This is a genomic window from Methylobacterium sp. D53M, from assembly GCF_053345625.1.
Genome location: NZ_JBKFAL010000004.1, coordinates 123,053 through 139,228, shown reverse-complemented (window position 1 = coordinate 139,228; position 16,176 = coordinate 123,053). Strand labels below are relative to the sequence as shown.

12 protein-coding genes are annotated in these 16,176 nt (G+C 73.6%); 9 read left to right on the top strand and 3 right to left on the bottom strand.

The features are described from left to right. Positions 1-64 precede the first annotated feature (64 nt). Positions 65-1,192, bottom strand: a complete 1,128-nt coding sequence (locus ACLBYG_RS09750) for a methyltransferase (RefSeq protein ID WP_447681346.1) — start codon at positions 1,190-1,192, stop codon at positions 65-67. A 29-nt stretch (positions 1,193-1,221) separates the two neighbouring features. After that, the gene (locus ACLBYG_RS09745; RefSeq protein ID WP_447681345.1) at positions 1,222-2,091 is read right to left on the bottom strand and encodes a polyprenyl synthetase family protein; all 870 of its coding nucleotides are present in this window, start codon (positions 2,089-2,091) and stop codon (positions 1,222-1,224) included. A gap of 106 nt (positions 2,092-2,197) precedes the next feature. On the opposite strand from ACLBYG_RS09745, the gene crtD reads away from it, so the two are divergent. Next, positions 2,198-3,733 (top strand): 1-hydroxycarotenoid 3,4-desaturase CrtD, encoded by a 1,536-nt coding sequence (gene crtD, locus ACLBYG_RS09740; RefSeq protein ID WP_091677208.1) that lies wholly within the window; start codon positions 2,198-2,200, stop codon positions 3,731-3,733. Further along, on the top strand, positions 3,730-4,590 hold the full coding sequence (locus tag ACLBYG_RS09735) for a carotenoid 1,2-hydratase (RefSeq protein WP_447681344.1): 861 nt from the start codon (positions 3,730-3,732) through the stop codon (positions 4,588-4,590). The genes crtD and ACLBYG_RS09735 overlap by 4 nt, the downstream gene beginning before the upstream one ends. On the opposite strand, the gene ACLBYG_RS09730 is transcribed toward ACLBYG_RS09735, so the two are convergent. Next, positions 4,550-5,878, bottom strand: a complete 1,329-nt coding sequence (locus ACLBYG_RS09730) for a glycosyltransferase family 87 protein (protein ID WP_447681343.1) — start codon at positions 5,876-5,878, stop codon at positions 4,550-4,552. The genes ACLBYG_RS09735 and ACLBYG_RS09730 overlap by 41 nt on opposite strands. 148 nt (positions 5,879-6,026) lie before the next feature. On the opposite strand from ACLBYG_RS09730, the gene ACLBYG_RS09725 reads away from it, so the two are divergent. Genes ACLBYG_RS09725 through ACLBYG_RS09695 form a run of 7 tightly spaced genes read left to right on the top strand, consistent with a single transcriptional unit; the run spans position 6,027 to position 16,175 of the window. After that, complete coding sequence (locus ACLBYG_RS09725) at positions 6,027-7,277, top strand: glycosyltransferase family protein (RefSeq protein ID WP_042669527.1); 1,251 nt, start codon at positions 6,027-6,029, stop codon at positions 7,275-7,277. Next, positions 7,274-8,554 carry a glycosyltransferase family 4 protein gene (locus ACLBYG_RS09720; protein WP_447681342.1) on the top strand — a complete coding sequence of 427 codons (1,281 nt, stop codon included), beginning with the start codon at positions 7,274-7,276 and terminating at the stop codon, positions 8,552-8,554. The genes ACLBYG_RS09725 and ACLBYG_RS09720 overlap by 4 nt, the downstream gene beginning before the upstream one ends. Beyond that, positions 8,542-10,494 carry a glycosyltransferase gene (locus ACLBYG_RS09715; protein ID WP_447681341.1) on the top strand — a complete coding sequence of 651 codons (1,953 nt, stop codon included), beginning with the start codon at positions 8,542-8,544 and terminating at the stop codon, positions 10,492-10,494. Before ACLBYG_RS09720 ends, ACLBYG_RS09715 begins: the two co-directional genes overlap by 13 nt. Next, on the top strand, positions 10,491-12,332 hold the full coding sequence (locus tag ACLBYG_RS09710) for an ABC transporter ATP-binding protein (RefSeq protein WP_447681340.1): 1,842 nt from the start codon (positions 10,491-10,493) through the stop codon (positions 12,330-12,332). Before ACLBYG_RS09715 ends, ACLBYG_RS09710 begins: the two co-directional genes overlap by 4 nt. Beyond that, positions 12,332-13,198, top strand: coding sequence for a hypothetical protein (locus ACLBYG_RS09705; protein ID WP_447681339.1), 867 nt, complete (start codon positions 12,332-12,334; stop codon positions 13,196-13,198). The genes ACLBYG_RS09710 and ACLBYG_RS09705 overlap by 1 nt, the downstream gene beginning before the upstream one ends. Beyond that, positions 13,195-15,162 (top strand): ABC transporter substrate-binding protein, encoded by a 1,968-nt coding sequence (locus ACLBYG_RS09700; protein ID WP_447681338.1) that lies wholly within the window; start codon positions 13,195-13,197, stop codon positions 15,160-15,162. The genes ACLBYG_RS09705 and ACLBYG_RS09700 overlap by 4 nt, the downstream gene beginning before the upstream one ends. Beyond that, positions 15,159-16,175 carry an ABC transporter permease gene (locus tag ACLBYG_RS09695; RefSeq protein ID WP_447681337.1) on the top strand — a complete coding sequence of 339 codons (1,017 nt, stop codon included), beginning with the start codon at positions 15,159-15,161 and terminating at the stop codon, positions 16,173-16,175. The genes ACLBYG_RS09700 and ACLBYG_RS09695 overlap by 4 nt, the downstream gene beginning before the upstream one ends. Position 16,176 lies beyond the last annotated feature (1 nt).

The following is a 16,176-nucleotide window of genomic DNA, read 5'->3' as shown; positions in this document are numbered from 1 at the left end:
CTCTCTCTGGTGCGAAGCCGCTATGTGTCATCCTAGATAGACACAGATCAGCGTCAAGTCACACTTACTTTGCTGGGCCTGTTTTTTGGGCTCTCAGCACCCGCGCGAGCAGCGGGCGACGTGTCGGATGCTCGTGCGTGGCGGTGAAACCTGCGGCCGCGAGCATCGCGCGCAGCTCCTCGGCCCGGCGCGGCCGGCCGGAGCCCATCGCCAGGAGGTAGAAGCCGAAATAGGCGTCGCCGACCGGCTCCGCGCCGGGCGTCCCGGCCATCGGCTCCGCGATGAGCAGCGTGCCGCCCGGCGGCAGCGCCGCGTAGGCCGCCCGCAGCAGTGCCTGGGCCGGCGCGTCGTCGTGATCGTGGACGATCCGCACCAGGGTGATCGTGTCGGCGCCCGCGGGCAGCCCGCCGTGGAAGTCGCCTCCGCGGCAGGCGATCCTGTCGCCGAGGCCGGATTGGTCGAGGCGCGCTCGGGCGCGGTCGGCGACGGCCGGCAGGTCGAACAGAGTCAGGCGGGGGCCGGCGTGCCGCGCCGCCACGGCCTGCAGGAAGGCGCCCTCGCCGCCGCCGACATCCATGAGGTGCCGGACGCGCGACAGGTCGCAGGCGTCGAGCACATCCTCGGCGATCAGCGCCTGCGAGGCACCCATCAGGCCGCTGTAGGGAGCCACGGTGCGCGCGTCGCCCGTCGCCCCGGCCGCATAGGGCCAGTAGCCCGCGAGGCGGGTCGGCTGGGCCTGTCCGCGCAGCAGGGCGACCGGATCCGCGAGATCCGCGTAGAGCAGCGCGTGATGCTCGATCATGGCGGCGATGCCGGGATTGCCGACGAGGGCCGCGCCCAGGTCGGCGAGCCCGAATCGGTCATTCGACAGGGCGCGCAGCAGACCGAGGGACTCGGCGGCGCGCAGCAGGCGTCGTGCCGCGTCGGGCGTGAGGTCGAGCCGCCGCGCCAGCGCGTCGACCGTCTGCGGGCCCTCCGCGAGGATCGCGAAGAGGTTGAGGCGGATGCAGGCGGTCAGGACCTGCGCGTAGACGAAGCCGGCACAGAGGTCGAACAGCGCGCGCGTGTTGCGCTGCGCGATGCGGCGCGTCAGCGGAAAACCCGCCGCCCAGCGCTGGAACCGGGGGCTGGCGACGAGGCGGTTGCGCCACGCGAGCCACCTGTCCGCCCACGCGGGCGGCACGGGCGGCACCGTGCCGGTTCCGGGGAGCGATCCGGCGCTCAGACCGCCACCGCGCGCAGGCTCGCGGGCAGGAACAGCCGCGCCTGCGCCTCGATCTCGGCGGTGAGCGTGGCCACGCCCGGACAGGGCGGGATCGCCGCGATCGCCTCGCGGGTCAGCCGGGACAGGCGCTCCATCGCGCCGCCGGTCCCCAGCAGGGCGGCGGCGTTGGGGCGGCCCAGCGTCGCGTCGCGCCCGGCGGGCTTGCCGATCTCCTCCTGCCGGCAGGCGACGTCGCGCAGGTCGTCGGCGACCTGATAGGCCTCGCCGAGGCACTCGCCGAGGCGGCGCCAGGGTTCCGGATCCGCGCCCGCCGCCGCGGCACCCGCCACGGTGGCGGCGGCGAACAGGGCGCCCGTCTTCGCCTGCTGATAGTCGCTGAGGCTGATATGCGCCTCCGATTCCCAGGCCTGCCCGGCCGCGATGCCGGACGGCGACCCCGCGGCGCGGCCGAGGAGTCCGACGAGGCGCCCGAGGCGCGCCGGATGAGGCCCGACGGACCGCGCGAGGGTCTCGAAGGCGAGGACGATCAGGGCGTCGCCGGTCAGGACGGCGATCGGCTCGCCGAAGGCGACGTGGACGGAGGGCTTCTGCCGCCGCATCGGCGCGTCGTCGAAGCACGGCAGGTCGTCGTGGACCAGTGAGGCGCAGTGCAGGAGCTCGATAGCGGCGGCGGCCGCCACGGACCCCGCCGGGTCGTCGTCGCCGCAGGCGCGGGCCACCGAGAGGCAGAGGCGCGGCCGGATCCGGTGGCCGCCGGGAAACACCGCGTAGCGGAGAGCCTCCGCCAGAAGGGGCGGGGCGCTGGGCGCCTCCGCGTGCGCAACGGCGCGATCCAGCGCCATCTCGATCCGCCGACCGGACTCCATATCGTTGCCTCCCGTGTTGTATGCGGTTGTCAGCAACAGGTGTCATTTCTTATTGACACTTTGCGGAGGGGAGATCAATCCCGTGGTGGGGGAGTTCGGAGCGGCCGTGGCGCAGGAGCGCGTCGTCGTGATCGGTGCCGGGATCGGTGGCCTCGCCGCCGCCCTGCGGCTCGCCCATGCCGGCTTCGAGACGACAATCCTCGAGCGCGCGCCGCAGCCCGGCGGGAAGATGCGCGCCGTCCCGGTCGGGGACCGCGCCGTCGAGGCCGGTCCGACCGTCTTCACGATGCGCTGGGTTCTCGAGGAGCTGTTCGCCGAGTGCGGGGCGGATCTCGGCGACCGGGTCGCCCTGTCACCGGCAAGGCTCCTCGCCCGTCACGCCTGGAGCCGGGACGAGCGTCTCGACCTCTTCGCCGATATCGACGCGTCGGCGGACGCGATCGCGGCCTTTGCGGGACCGCGCGAGGCGGACGGCTACCGGCGCTTCTGCGCCCGCTCGGCCGAGGTCTACCGCACCCTCGAAGGGCCGTTCATCCGCGAGGGCCGGACGGGTCCCGCCGGCCTCGCGCAGCGGGTCGGGCTCTCGGGCCTCGGCGATCTCTGGCGAATCCAGCCCTTCACGACGCTCTGGTCGGCGCTGGGGGCGTACTTTCGCGACCCGCGGCTGCTCCAGCTGTTCGGCCGCTACGCCACCTATTGCGGCGCCTCGCCCTTCACGGCACCGGCGACGCTGATGCTCGTCGCCCACGTGGAGCAGGCCGGCGTCTGGACCGTCGCGGGAGGGCTCAGCGGCCTCGCGCGGGCGGTGGCCGATCTGGCGGCGGAGCGCGGCGCGACCTTCCGGTACGGCGCGGAGGTCGCGCAAATCCTCGCGGACGGCGGCCGCGTCACCGGCGTGCGCCTGAGCGACGGCACGACTGTGGCCGCCGACTACGTCGTCTGCAACGCGGACTGCGCGGCCCTGGGGGCGGGGCTGCTCGGGCCCGATGCGGCCGCCGCCGGCGAGCGGCTCGCGCCCGGCGAGCGCTCGCTCTCCGCGGTCACGCTCTGCGCGGAGGCGGTGCCGGCGGGTTTCCCGCTGGCGCACCACACGGTGTTCTTCTCGCGCGACTACCGGGCCGAGTTCGACGCGCTCCTGCGCGCCCGCCGCCTGCCCGACGACCCGACCGTCTACGTCTGTGCCCAGGACCGGGACGCGGCGGGCGCCGCGCCGCGGGGGCCGGAACGCCTGCTCCTGCTCGTCAACGCTCCGGCGGATGGCCGGGAGCGCCCCCTTCAGCCGCCGGAGATCGAGAGATGCGAGAGGAACCTGATCCGCCGGCTGGAGGCCTGCGGGCTCACCCTGGACTTCACGTCGTCGGCGGTCACGACGACGCCGCGGGACTTCGACGCCCTCTTCCCCGGGACGGGCGGAGCCCTCTACGGTCGGGCGGCGCAGGGATGGGCGACGACCTTCAAGCGCGCGGGCGCGCGGACGGCGGTGCCGGGCCTCTATCTCGCGGGGGGCTCGATCCATCCCGGCCCGGGCGTCCCGATGGCGGCGCAGTCGGGGCGGCTGGCAGCGGCAGCGATCCTGGACGACCGCGATTCGATGGCGCGGTCGCGCGGGGCGGCTACGCGTGGTGGTACGTCGATGCGGTGAGCGACGACGGCCGCCAGGGCCTCACGATCATCGCGTTCATCGGCAGCGTGTTCTCGCCCTACTACGCCTGGAGCGCCGAGAAGGACCCCTTCGCCCACTGCGCCATGAACGTGGTGCTCTACGGCGACCGCGGCCGCTTCGCCATGACCGAGCGACGCGCCGCGAGCCTGTCGCGGAGCGCCGACCACATCGCCGTGGGCCCGAGCGCCATGCACTGGGACGGCACGGCGCTGACGGTGCGGATCGACGAGCGCGGAGCCCCCCTGCCCCGCAGGATCCGCGGCACCGTGCGCCTCGAGCCGCGCGGGTTCACGGGCGGCCCGTTCCATCTCGACCGGGCCGGGCGCCACCGCTGGTGGCCGATGTCGCCCTCCTCGCGGGTCGAGGTGGATTTCGACGCGCCGGACCTTCGCTGGAGCGGGAGCGGCTACTTCGACACCAACGACGGCGACGAACCGCTGGAGGCCGCCTTCTCGCGGTGGACATGGTGCCGGGCCGACCTGCCGGACGGCGCGGCGATCCTCTACGACGTCCATCACCGCGACGGCGGCGGCCAGAACCTGTCGCTCCGGTTCTCCGCGGACGGCAGCCGCCGCGAGATCCGGCCGCCGCCCGGCGCGGCGCTCCCGGCGACGCGCTTCTGGCGGATGCCGCGCGAGACCCGCAGCGACGGCGGCCGCTCGCGGGTGCTCGCGACCTACGAGGACACGCCGTTCTACGCCCGCTCGCTGCTCGCCTCGACCCTGGGCGGCGAGCCGGTCCGGGCCATGCACGAGAGCCTGTCGCTCGACCGGTTCCGCAACCCGATGGTGCGACTCATGCTGCCCTTTCGGATCCCGCGGCCGCTGGCTCCGTGAGGGCCTCGGCGCCGCCCGTCCCGGATCGCCGTCGGCTCGGGGTGACGCTCCGCGGCATGACGCGCTCCGCGATGCAGGCGAAGGTCGCGATGCTCAGCACGAGGCCGAGGGGGAAGCCGGTCAGCGCGGCCGCCTCCCGGACGACCGCGAAGAGCGGCACCGCGCAGAGCAGGGCCCGCTCGCGCGGCCGCAGGCCGCCCGCGCGGTGCGCGGCGAGCGCCAGGAGGAGCACGGCCGGCACGAGCGGCGCCAGGTCGTAGACCGGGAGGTACGGTGACAGCAGCGGCGCGGAGACGAGGAGCGCGGCCGCGCGCAGCGTCGGGTCTGTGGGCCGGGACCAGGCGCGGAAGGCGAGGCCGAGCGCCAGTACGGCGACGAGACCCTGCGCCGTCCAGGCGGCGGCCATCGAGCCGCCGAGCAGGCGCACCGCGCCGAACGCGCTGGCGTTGAGGTTGAGGCTCGCCGCCGCGTTCTGCAGGATGATCCGGTTCGTGTCCCCGAGCGTGCCGAGGAAGCCGGTCCAGGGCGCCGTCCCGAACAGCGCCAGCGACGCGAGGCAGAGGGCCAGCACCGTCGACGCGCAGGCGGCCAGGCACGCGCGCCGTCCCGTCACCAGCAGGAGCAGGGGGGCGAGCGCCGCGAAGTGCGGCTTGTAGGCCAGCAGGCCGAAGCAGAGCCCGGCGAGCCACGGTCGGCGATCGACGAGCACCGCGCCGAGGGTGAGCAGCGACGCGGTGAACAGGCCGTTCTGGCCGTAGACGAGGTTGCAGAGCACGAGCGGGTGCGCGAGCGCGACGAGGGCCGCGTCCCGCCGGCCGGCCGCGACCCGCATCGCGAGCGCGAACAGGACGAGGGACAGCGCGGTCCAGAGCAGGTAGGCCGGCTGCAGATCCAGCAGTGCCATCGCGGCCGCCGGCAGGAGGAACACCGGGGGATAGTGCCACGCGAACCGGCACGCCTGCCCGCAGGCCGCCTTCAGGTTCGCCAAGTGCACCGGCAGGTCGTAGGGGTCTGCCCCCCGCCCCTCCAGCGCCGAACGGCCCGCCACCCAGACCTGGACGAAGTCGTTGCCGAGGGGGTCGCCGTACCAGTTGCGCCGCGGGTCCGGGCCGGTCCCGTAGACGAGGAGGACCATGGCGAGGCCGAACGGCAGCAGCACCCAGGCCGCCCGCCGGCCGAAGGCGAACAGCCGGTCATCGCTGCTCAGGAGATGCGCGAGATCTGACCGGAGCGCGGCGGCGCGTGCTGTCGGTGAGCCCGGCACGCGGGTCTCGATGGGCGCTGGCATGACGGAGGATTTCCGCGTCCGGATTCCGCGGCAGCCTAGGCGCGCGCGGTTCCGGGCCCGTTAACAGGGGTGTTTGCGGCCCGGCCCGGCTTGTGCAAGAGGGCGGCGGCTGCGATCCTCGCGCCGTCAAACCGGGGCGATCACATCGATGCGACTGGACGAGGCGTCTCCGGCCCCGCGCGTCCTGATCTACAGCCACGATACCTTCGGGCTCGGCCATCTGCGCCGCTCGCGGGCGATCGCCAACGCGATCGTGGCGTGCAACCGCGGCGCCCGGGCGATGATCGTCTCGGGCTCCCCGGTGGTCGACCGCTTCGCCTTCGCGGCGGGCGTCCGGACGGTCAGGCTGCCGCCGGTGACCAAGTTCGCCGACGGCGGCTATGCCAGCCTCGACGGCGCGACCCCGCTGGCGCGCACCGTCGCGCAGCGTTCCGCGATCATCGCCCAGGCCTGCGACGCCTTCCGACCCGACCTGATCATCGTCGACAAGGAACCGGCCGGCTTCCACGGCGAGTTGCTGCCGGTGCTGGAGAAGGCCGCGGCCCGCGACATCCGCCTCGTCCTGGGCCTGCGCGACGTCCTCGACGACGCCGACCGCCTCGTCCCCGAATGGGAGCGCAAGGGCGCGGCCGAGACGATGGCGCGTTTCTACGACGAGATCTGGGTGTACGGGCTGAGCCGGATCCACGAGCCCCTGGCGGCGCTGCCGATGGAGCCCGAGATGGCCGCCCGCATCGACGGGCGCCTGATCTACACCGGCTATCTCCGCCGCGACCTCCCGGAGCGCCGCGCCGGCCGCGAGGAGCCCCCGATCGCGAACGGCCCCTTCATCCTGGTGACGCCGGGCGGCGGCGGCGACGGGGCGGCCCTGATCGACTGGGTGATCGCCGCCTACGAGGCCGATCCCGCGATCCCCCTCCCCGCGCTCATCGCCTTCGGTCCCTTCCTCGACGCCGGCATCCGCGACGGGTTCATGGCGCGCATCCGCCGCCTCGGCGACCGGATCGCGGCCATCACCTTCGACAGCGAGATCGAGTTCCTGATGCGCAAGGCCGCCGGCGTCGTCGCCATGGGGGGCTACAACACGTTCTGCGAGATCCTGTCCTTCGACCGCCGGGCGATCCTCGTGCCCCGGACCGAGCCGCGGCGGGAACAGGCGATCCGGGCGCTGGCGGCCGAGCGGCTCGGCCTCGCGCGGGTGCTGATGGAGGCGGAAGGCCGGGCGCCCGGGCGCATGGCGGCGGCGCTCCGCGACCTGCCGGGACAGGACCCGCCGTCGCGGGTCCTGGTGCCGGGTCTCCTCGACGGCCTCGACGCGGTCGCGCGCCGCGTCCGGGCGCTGACCGCCCGCGGCGGCGCGGACGTCGCGGCCCGGCCGTACCTGCAGGCCTATTCGTGAGCGCCAAGCGGGTCGCCGTGGTGCTGAAGGGCTATCCGCGGCTCTCCGAGACCTTCATCGCGCAGGAGTTGCTGGCGCTGGAACGGTGCGGACTGGCTCTCGAGATCTGGTCCCTCCGGCGCCCGACCGATCGGGCCCGCCATCCGATGCACGCGCAGATCCGCGCGGAGGCCGCCTACCTGCCCGAGTACCTGCGCGACGCGCCGCTGCGGGTGCTCCGGGGCGTCGGCGCCGCGCTCCGGCGGCCGAACCTGCCCGCGCTCCTGGCGCTGTTCGCCCGCGATCTCCGGCGCGACCCGACGGCGTCGCGGCTGCGGCGCCTCGGGCAGGCCCTGGTCCTAGCCCGGGAATTGCCGGCCGAGGTCGCCCATATCCACGTGCACTTCCTGCACACGCCGGCCAGTGTCGCCCGCTACGCCGCGCTCCTGACCGGGCGCCGGTGGAGCTTCTCGGCGCATGCCAAGGACATCTGGACCACGCCCGACTGGGAACTGTCCGAGAAGCTGCGCGACGCCGAATGGGGCGTGACCTGCACCCGTGACGGCCTCGCCCGGCTCGACAGCCTCGCCCCGGGCCGGACGCTGCTCGCCTATCACGGGCTCGATCTCGCCCGGTTCCCCGACGCGCCGCCGCCGCGCGAGCCGCGCGACGGGACGGACCCGGACCGCCCCCTCCGGCTCCTCTGTGTCGGCCGGCTCGTCGCCAAGAAGGGGCACGACAACCTCATCGACGCCCTCGCCGCCCTGCCCGCGCACCTGCACTGGCGGCTCGATCTGATCGGCAGCGGCGAGCGGCGCGAAGCCCTGGAGGCCCGGGTCGCTGCCTGCGGCCTGGCGGAGCGGGTCCGCTTCCGCGGCGCCCTGGCGCAGCCCGCGGTGATCGAGGCCATGCGCGCGGCGGACCTCTTCGTCCTGCCGACGAAGCCCGCCCCCGGCGGCGATCGCGACGGCCTGCCGAACGTGCTGATGGAGGCCGCGAGCCAGGCGCTGCCGATCCTGGCGACCGCCTTCGCCGGCACGCCGGAATTCATCACCGACGGCGTCCACGGCGTCCTGACGCCGCCCGGCGAGCCGGCGGCGCTGGCCGAGGCCCTGTCGCGTCTCGCGGGCGATCCGGGCCTCCGTCAGCGGCTCGGCGCGGCGGCCCTGGCCCGGCTCGTGCAGGACTTCTCCGAGGAAGCGGCGATCGCGCTGATCGCCGGCCGGCTGCGCGCGTCCGCGGGTCTGCCGCAGGGCGCGGTCGCCCGCGAATCGGAGTTGTCCGCGTGCGCGTCCTGATCGCGGTCACGCATCTGCTCGGCGCGGGGCACCTCACCCGCGCGGCCGCCATCGCCCGCGCCTTCGCTGCGGCCGGCCACGAGACGATGCTGGTCTCGGGCGGCGTCCCGGCACCGATGGTCCGACAGGACGGGTTGCGCCGCGTGCAGCTGCCGCCGCTCCGGATCGCCGGCACGGACTTCTCGACGCTGCTGGACCCCGACGGAAGCCCGGCCGGGCCGGCGCTCCTCGAACGCCGCCGGGCCCTGATGGTCGATACCCTGGCGGCCTTCGAGCCTGACGCGGTGATCACCGAGCTGTTCCCGTTCGGCCGGCGCGCCCTGGCGGCCGAGTTCCTCGCCCTGGTGGACGCGGCCCGCGCCCGGCGGCCGCGCCCGCTCGTCCTCGCCTCCGTGCGCGACGTCCTCATGGCCTCGACCAAGCCGGAGCGGATCGCCCAGGCGCACGCGCGGGTCGCGGACCTATATGACGCCGTGCTGGTGCACGGCGACCCGGCCCTGATCCCCATCGAGGCCTCGTGGCCCCTCGACGCGGCCACCGCCGCGAAGGTGCGTTACACCGGCTACGTGGACGAGGGGACCGTGCCCGCGCCGGCCTCGCGCCGCTCCGGCGTGGTGGTCGCCGCCGGATCCGGACCGGCCGGGCTGGTCCTGCTGCGCGCGGCCGCAGGCGCCGCCCGGCTTCGGCCGGATCTCGGCTGGCGGATCCTGGCCGGCCACGGCGTCCCCGAGGCCGAGCTGTCCGAGATCGGTCACGGTCTCGCGCCCGGCATCCTCGGTCGCGCCCAGCCGGACTATCGCGCGCTCCTGGCCGGCGCCGCCCTGTCGGTCAGCCAGTGCGGCTACAACACGGCCGTCGATCTCCTCGCCACCGGCACACCCGCTGTCCTCGTGCCCTTCGAGGCCGGCGGCGAGACCGAGCAGCGCCTGCGCGCCGAGCGCCTCGCCGCCCGGGGCCTCGCCCGGGTGCTGCCGGAATCGGAGCTGACGCCCGGGACCCTGGTGCAGGCCATCGCGGCGCGGGGCGTCCTCCCCGCGCCCGGCGATCCCGGGATCGATCGGGACGGCGCAGCGCGCACGGTCGCGCTGGTCGAATCCCTCCGCGGGGGCGAGCGATCGCGCCCCGTCCGGGCTAAGCCGGCCGAGCCGGCCCTCGACGCTCTCCGCCGTGCTCTCGACGCCGTCGCAACGCGGGGCCTGCGCGTGCCGCTGTTCTGGCGCGACGACGACGCGGTCGCGGGCGGTCCGGACCTCGACCGCCTCATCGGTCTCGCCGAGCACCACGCCGTCCCGCTGCTCCTCGCCGCGATCCCGGCCGGCATCGACGCCTCGCTGCCGCGGCGGCTCGAAGCGGCTGCCGGTGTATCCGTCGCCGTCCACGGCCTCGCCCACCACAACCACGCCCCGCCGGGCGAGAAGCGGGCCGAGTTCGGCGCGCACCGCCCGCTCGACACCCTGGTCGCCGACGCCGCTGCCGGCCTCCGGATCGCCCGGCAGCGTCTGCCGGAAGGCTCGCTGCTACCTGTCTTCGTGCCGCCGTGGAACCGCGTCGCGCCGGAACTCGCCGCCGCCCTGCCGGATCTCGGCTATCGCGGCCTCTCGGCCGTGCCCGGCCCGTCGATCCCGGGTTTGCGCCGGCTCGATGCCACCCTCGACCCGATCGACTGGCGGGGCAGCCGGTCCCTGCGCGATCCGGAAGCCCTGCTGCGCGGCCTCGCCGCCGACATCGCGGGCGCGCCGGAGCGGCCGCTCGGCCTGCTGACGCACCACCGCGTCCACGACGAGGCCGTCTGGGACTTCGCCGGCGCCCTCGTGGCCAACCTCCTGCGGCACCCGGCGATACAGGTCGTGGATGTTCGGGCGCACTTCGGCGCGTCCGCGATGGACAAGGGGCCGGCGGCATCTAAGTCTCAGGTCTCACAGATCGCGAGGACGGGTTGAGCCCGCTATTGTCCATCCGCGACCTCGCGGTCGCGTTCCGCACGGAGAGTGGTCCGTTCGAGGCGCTGCACGGCCTGTCCCTCGACGTTCACCGCGGCCGCACCCTCGCCCTGGTCGGCGAGTCCGGTTCGGGCAAGTCGGTGACCGCCCAGGCGATTCTGCGGATCCTGCCGCCCTCCGCCGCCATCACCCGCGGTCAGATCCTGTTCCGGGACGGCGAGGTCGAGGCCGACATCGCGCGGCTCCCCTCCGAGGGCGAGGCGATGCGGGCGATCCGTGGCCAGCGCATCGCCATGATCTTCCAGGAGCCCATGACCTGCCTGTCACCGCTCCACACGGTGGGCGACCAGATCGGCGAGGCGCTGCGCATCCACACCGGGGCCGACCGCAAGGAGGCCGATGCCCGGACCGAGGCGGCGCTGGCCCGGGTCGGCTTCCCGGACCCGCACCGCGCCCTGCGGACCTACCCGTTCGAGCTGTCCGGCGGCCTGCGCCAGCGCGCCATGATCGCCATGGCGCTGATCCTGAAACCCGCCCTCCTCGTCGCCGACGAGCCTACCACCGCGCTCGACGTCACCACTCAGGCCCAGATCCTCGCCCTGCTGGCACGGCTCCAGGAGGAGACCGGGATGGCGATCCTGCTGATCACCCACGACCTCGGCGTGGTCGCCAACATCGCTCACGACGTCGCGGTCCTCTATCGCGGACGCCTCGTCGAGGCGGGCCCGCGCGACACGGTGATGCGCGCGCCGGGCCACGCCTACCTCCGCGCGCTCCTCCACGCGGTGCCGCGCTTCGACATGGCGCCCGGCGAGCGGCTCACGCCGATCCGCCCGGCCAAGGCCGAGATCCCGCCCGGCCAGGCGCCCGCGCCCCTGGCCGGGCCGATCCTGCAGGTGGAGGGGGTGAGCAAGAGCTTCACGCTGCGCGCCGGTCGGCTCTGGCAGAAGCCGCGGATCGTCCACGCCGTGTCCGACGTCTCCTTGAGTTTGGCGGCGGGCCAGACGCTGGGGCTCGTCGGCGAGTCCGGGTCGGGCAAGACCACGGTCTCGAAGATGATCATGCGGGCGCTCCGGCCGGATTCCGGGCGGATCCTGTTCGACGACGGCAGCGGCCCGCGGGACGTCCACGGCCTGAGCGGCGACGCCCTCTTCGCCTATCGCCGCACGGTCCAGTTCGTGTTCCAGGACCCCTACGCGTCCCTCGATCCGCGCATGACCGTCCGGCAGATCCTGTCGGAGCCGATGGAGATCCACGGCGTCCCGGCGGCGGAGCGGCGGGAGCGCTGCCGCGCCCTGATGGCCATGGTCGGCCTGGAGCCCAGCGGTCTCGGCCGGTACCCGCACGCCTTCTCGGGCGGGCAGCGGCAGCGCATCGGGATCGCCCGGGCGCTCGCCCCGAAGCCGCGGCTGCTGGTGCTCGACGAGCCGGTCTCGGCCCTCGACGTCTCGGTCCAGGCGCAGATCCTGAACCTGCTCAAGGATCTCCAGGCCGCCCTGGGCCTCTCCTACCTCATCGTTTCCCATAATCTGGCAGTGATCGACTACATGGCGGACACGATCAGCGTGATGTGCCGGGGCCGCATCGTCGAGGAGGCGCCCAGCGCGGCCCTGTTCCGCCGGCCCGTCCATCCCTACACGCGGGCGCTGCTCGCCGCCGTGCCCGATCCGAGCCTGGACCATCCCCTCGACTTCGCGGCCGTCGCCTCCGACCGCAACGACCCGACCCGCTGGGAGGAGCCGTTCCGCCTGGCCGCCGATGAGGCCGGGGCGATGCGCCCGGTCGAGACCGGCCACCGGGTGCGCTTCGGCGCCGCCCACAGCGTGGAGGCCGCGTGATGCAGGCCCGGCCGCCCGTGATGCTGGAGCGCCTGCGCCGCAAGGTGCTGTCGCCGTTCTTCGACCGCCTGGGCTACGACCTCGTCCCGGCTGCCCCCGACTGGACCCACCGGCCGACCTCGCCGCGCGAAGTCGCCACCCTGCTCGAATCGGCCGCCGCCATCCTGGAACGCGATCTCGCCGCCGCCGGCCTCGTCCCCGACGGCGACGTGCTGGAGCAGGTCCGGGCATTCTGGACGCTGATACCCACCGCCCCCGTCCGGCAGCGGCGCGGCGGCAGCGGCTTCAACGGCGCGCTGCAGCTCTACCTCGCCATGCGGGCGCTGAAGCCCGACTTCGTGATCGAATCGGGCGTCTTCCGCGGGCTCACGACTTGGGTGATCCGGCAGGCCCGCCCGCAGGCGCAGATCTTCTGCCACGATCCGGACCTGTCGGGTCTGCAGTACCGCGACCGGCAGGCCCGCTACAGCACGGCGGATTGGTCGACCGCCGACTGGTCCATGCTCGACCCGGCGCGGACGGTGGCGTTCTTCGACGACCACGTCGCCCAGGGTCGACGGGTCGTGGAGGCGCGGGCGCGCGGTCTGACCCGGCTGCTGTTCGACGACGACGCGGCCGGGCACCGGATCCACGCCCATGGCGGCCCCGCGCACCCGACCATCGCGATGATCACCGGGCCCGAGCGCAGCCCGGAGCCGATCCGGTGGACGCGGAACGGCCGCCATTTCGAGCAGCCGGCCGACGACGCCCTGGTGCGGCAGGCCGCCGGGTTGATCGCCCGGTCCCACGCCTTCGACGACCTGCACAGGGCGACCGGCTACTCGCCCGCCCGGCTCACCTCCGTGACGTTGCGGGGCAGCTCATGAAGGCCTGGGACATTCAGGACGGCACCCCGTCCGCTCTCCCGCTGCGGGGCGGGAACGACAGCACCGTGTCCCGCCGCGCCCTGCTCGCCGGGCTCGGCGCCAGCCTGATCTGGTCGCGCGCGCCGTCGCGGGCCTTCGCCGACACCCCGCCGGCCGACGCGCCCGGCCCGCCGACCACCCCCTACGTGGCCGACCTCGCCGCCCACGGACGCCGGCTCGGCAGCGCGGGCGGCACGATCCGCACGCTGATCGCCAAGGCGCGGGACGTCCGCTACCTGTCGGTCTACGGCTACACCCGCCTCGTCGGCTACGATGCCGACCTCAACCTGCGGCCCGACGTGCTGGAGCGCGTCGACGTCGAGGGCGGCCGCTTCACGTTCACGCTCCGCCAGGGCCACCGCTGGTCGGACGGGCACCCGTTCACCGCGGAGGATTTCCGCTACTACTGGGAGGATGTCGCCAACGAGAAGGCCCTGAGCCCCGACGGGCCAGCGGCCTTCTTCCGGGTCGACGGCAAGCTCCCGGAGGTAGAATTCCTCGATCCGGTCACCGTCCGCTACAGCTGGGACCGGCCGAACCCGATGTTCCTGCCGGCCCTGGCGGCGCCGCGCGACCCGCTGATCTACCGGCCGTCGCACTATCTCAAGCCGTACCACGCCCGCTACATCGGCAAGGAGGCGGCCGACGCGAAGTCCAAGGCGCTGAAGCTCCGCAGCTGGGCGGCCCTGCACAATCGCCTCGACGACAATTACGAGCTCAACAACCCGGACTGCCCGACCCTGCAGGGCTGGGTGCCGCGGACCCGCTCGCCGGCCACCCGGTTCCGGTTCGAGCGCAACCGCAGCTACCACCGGGTCGACACGGCCGGCACGCAGCTCCCCTACGTCGATTCCATCGTGATGGACGTGGCCTCGCAGGGCCTCCTGGTCGCCAAGACCAATGCCGGCGAGGCCGACCTGATGTTCCGCGGCCTGATGATGCCCGACATCCCGAGCCTCAAGGAGGGTGAGGCGGCGCATCGCTACCGCACCAACCTGTGGCCCGTGGCCCGCGGCTCGGAGATCGCGCTCTACCCGAACCTGACCACGACGGATCCGGCGTGGCGGCAGCTCAACCGCGACGTGCGTTACCGGCACGCCCTGTCGCTCGCCATCGATCGGCGCACCCTGAACAACACGCTCCTGTTCGGCCTGGGCACCGAGGGCAACGACACGATCGTGCCCGAGAGCGCGCTGTTCGAGCCCGAGATGCGGACCCTCAACGCCGCCTACGACCCGGCCCGGGCCGCCAAGCTTCTAGACGAGATCGGGCTGACGGCCCGCGACGGTTCCGGCACGCGGCTGCTCCCGGGCGGTCGCGCCCTGGAGCTGGTGGTGGAGAGCGACGGCGAGGCCGAGATGGTCCTCGACGCGCTGCTGCTCATCACGGAGTTCTGGCGCGAGGTCGGGATCCGCCTGATCACCAAGCCGCAGGAGCGCACGAACCTGCACCGGCGCTCGATCGCGGGCGTGACCGTCATGGTCGCCGCCCAGGGCCTCGACCTCGCCGTCCCGACCGCGATTATGCCCCCGACCGAGCTGAGCCCGGCCCAGCCGGAGCATTATTCCTGGCCGCTGTGGAGCATGAACGTCGAGAGCCGCGGCAAGAGCGGCGAGCCCTGCGACGTACCGGAGGTCCAGCGCCTCATCGAGCTCGACCGGGAGTGGCGCCACACCGACGATGCCGGCCGGCAGGCCGCGATCTGGCGCGAGATGCTGATGAACCACGCGCGCAACACCTGGGTGATCGGCACGGTGGCGGGCGCGCTCCAGCCGGTGGTCGGCGCCGATCGCCTGATCAACCTCCCGAAGCGCGCCCTCTATTCCTGGGAGCCCACCGCGATGATCGGCGTGCAGCGTCTCGACGAGCTGTTCTGGGACAAGGGCACCGAAACCGGCGCCGACAAGCGCGCGGAGGCCCGGTGATCGTCCAGATCCTCCGCCGCGTCGTCACGATGGCGGTGACGCTGCTGGTCATCTCGGCGCTCGTCTTCGTGATCATCAAGCTGCCGCCGGGCGACTACCTGACCAACCGGATCATGGAGCTGCGGGCCACCGGCGACGCGAGCTCCGTGGCGAAGGCGGAGCTACTCATCAAGCAGTACGGGCTCGATCGGCCGGTCTGGCAGCAGTACCTGTTGTGGATCGGCGTGCTGCCCGGATCGGTCGGGTTCTCCGGGCTGCTCCAGGGCGACTGGGGCTGGTCGTTCGAGTACGACAAGCCGGTGGCGGACGTCGTCGGCGACGCCCTGTGGCTGACCCTGCTGATCAACCTGACGGCGGTGGTGTTCGTCCACCTCGTGGCGATCCCGGCGGCGATCTACTCCGCGACGCACCGGAACACGCTCGGCGACGCCGTCGTCACCCTGCTGGGCTATGTCGGCCTCGCCGTGCCGGGCTTCCTGCTCGCCCTGATCCTGCTGTTCTATGCCAACCGGTGGTTCGGGCTGTCGATCGGCGGCCTCTACGATTCGGCCCTCACCAACCAGCCCTGGACCTGGGAGAAGGTCCGCTCGCTCATGGCGCACCTGATCGTGCCGACGCTGGTGATCGGCCTCGGCGGCACCGCGGCCATGATCCGGCGCATGCGCGCCAACCTGCTCGACGAGCTGGCCAAGCCCTACACGGTGACCGCCCGCGCCAAGGGCCTGCCGCCCCTGCAGGCGCTGCTGAAATACCCGTTCCGGATGTCGCTCAACCCGTTCGTCGCGGATATCGGCAACCTGCTCCCGCACCTCGTCTCGGGGTCGGTGCTGGTCTCCCTGGTGCTCAGCCTGCCGACTGTCGGGCCGCTGCTCCTCGAGGCCCTGCGCAGCCAGGACCAGTTCATGGCCGGGTTCATCCTGATGTTCGTCGCGGCCCTCACCCTCGTCGGCATGCTGATCTCGGACCTGATCCTGGTCTGGCTCGATCCGCGCATCCGCATGGGCCTGCGATGAG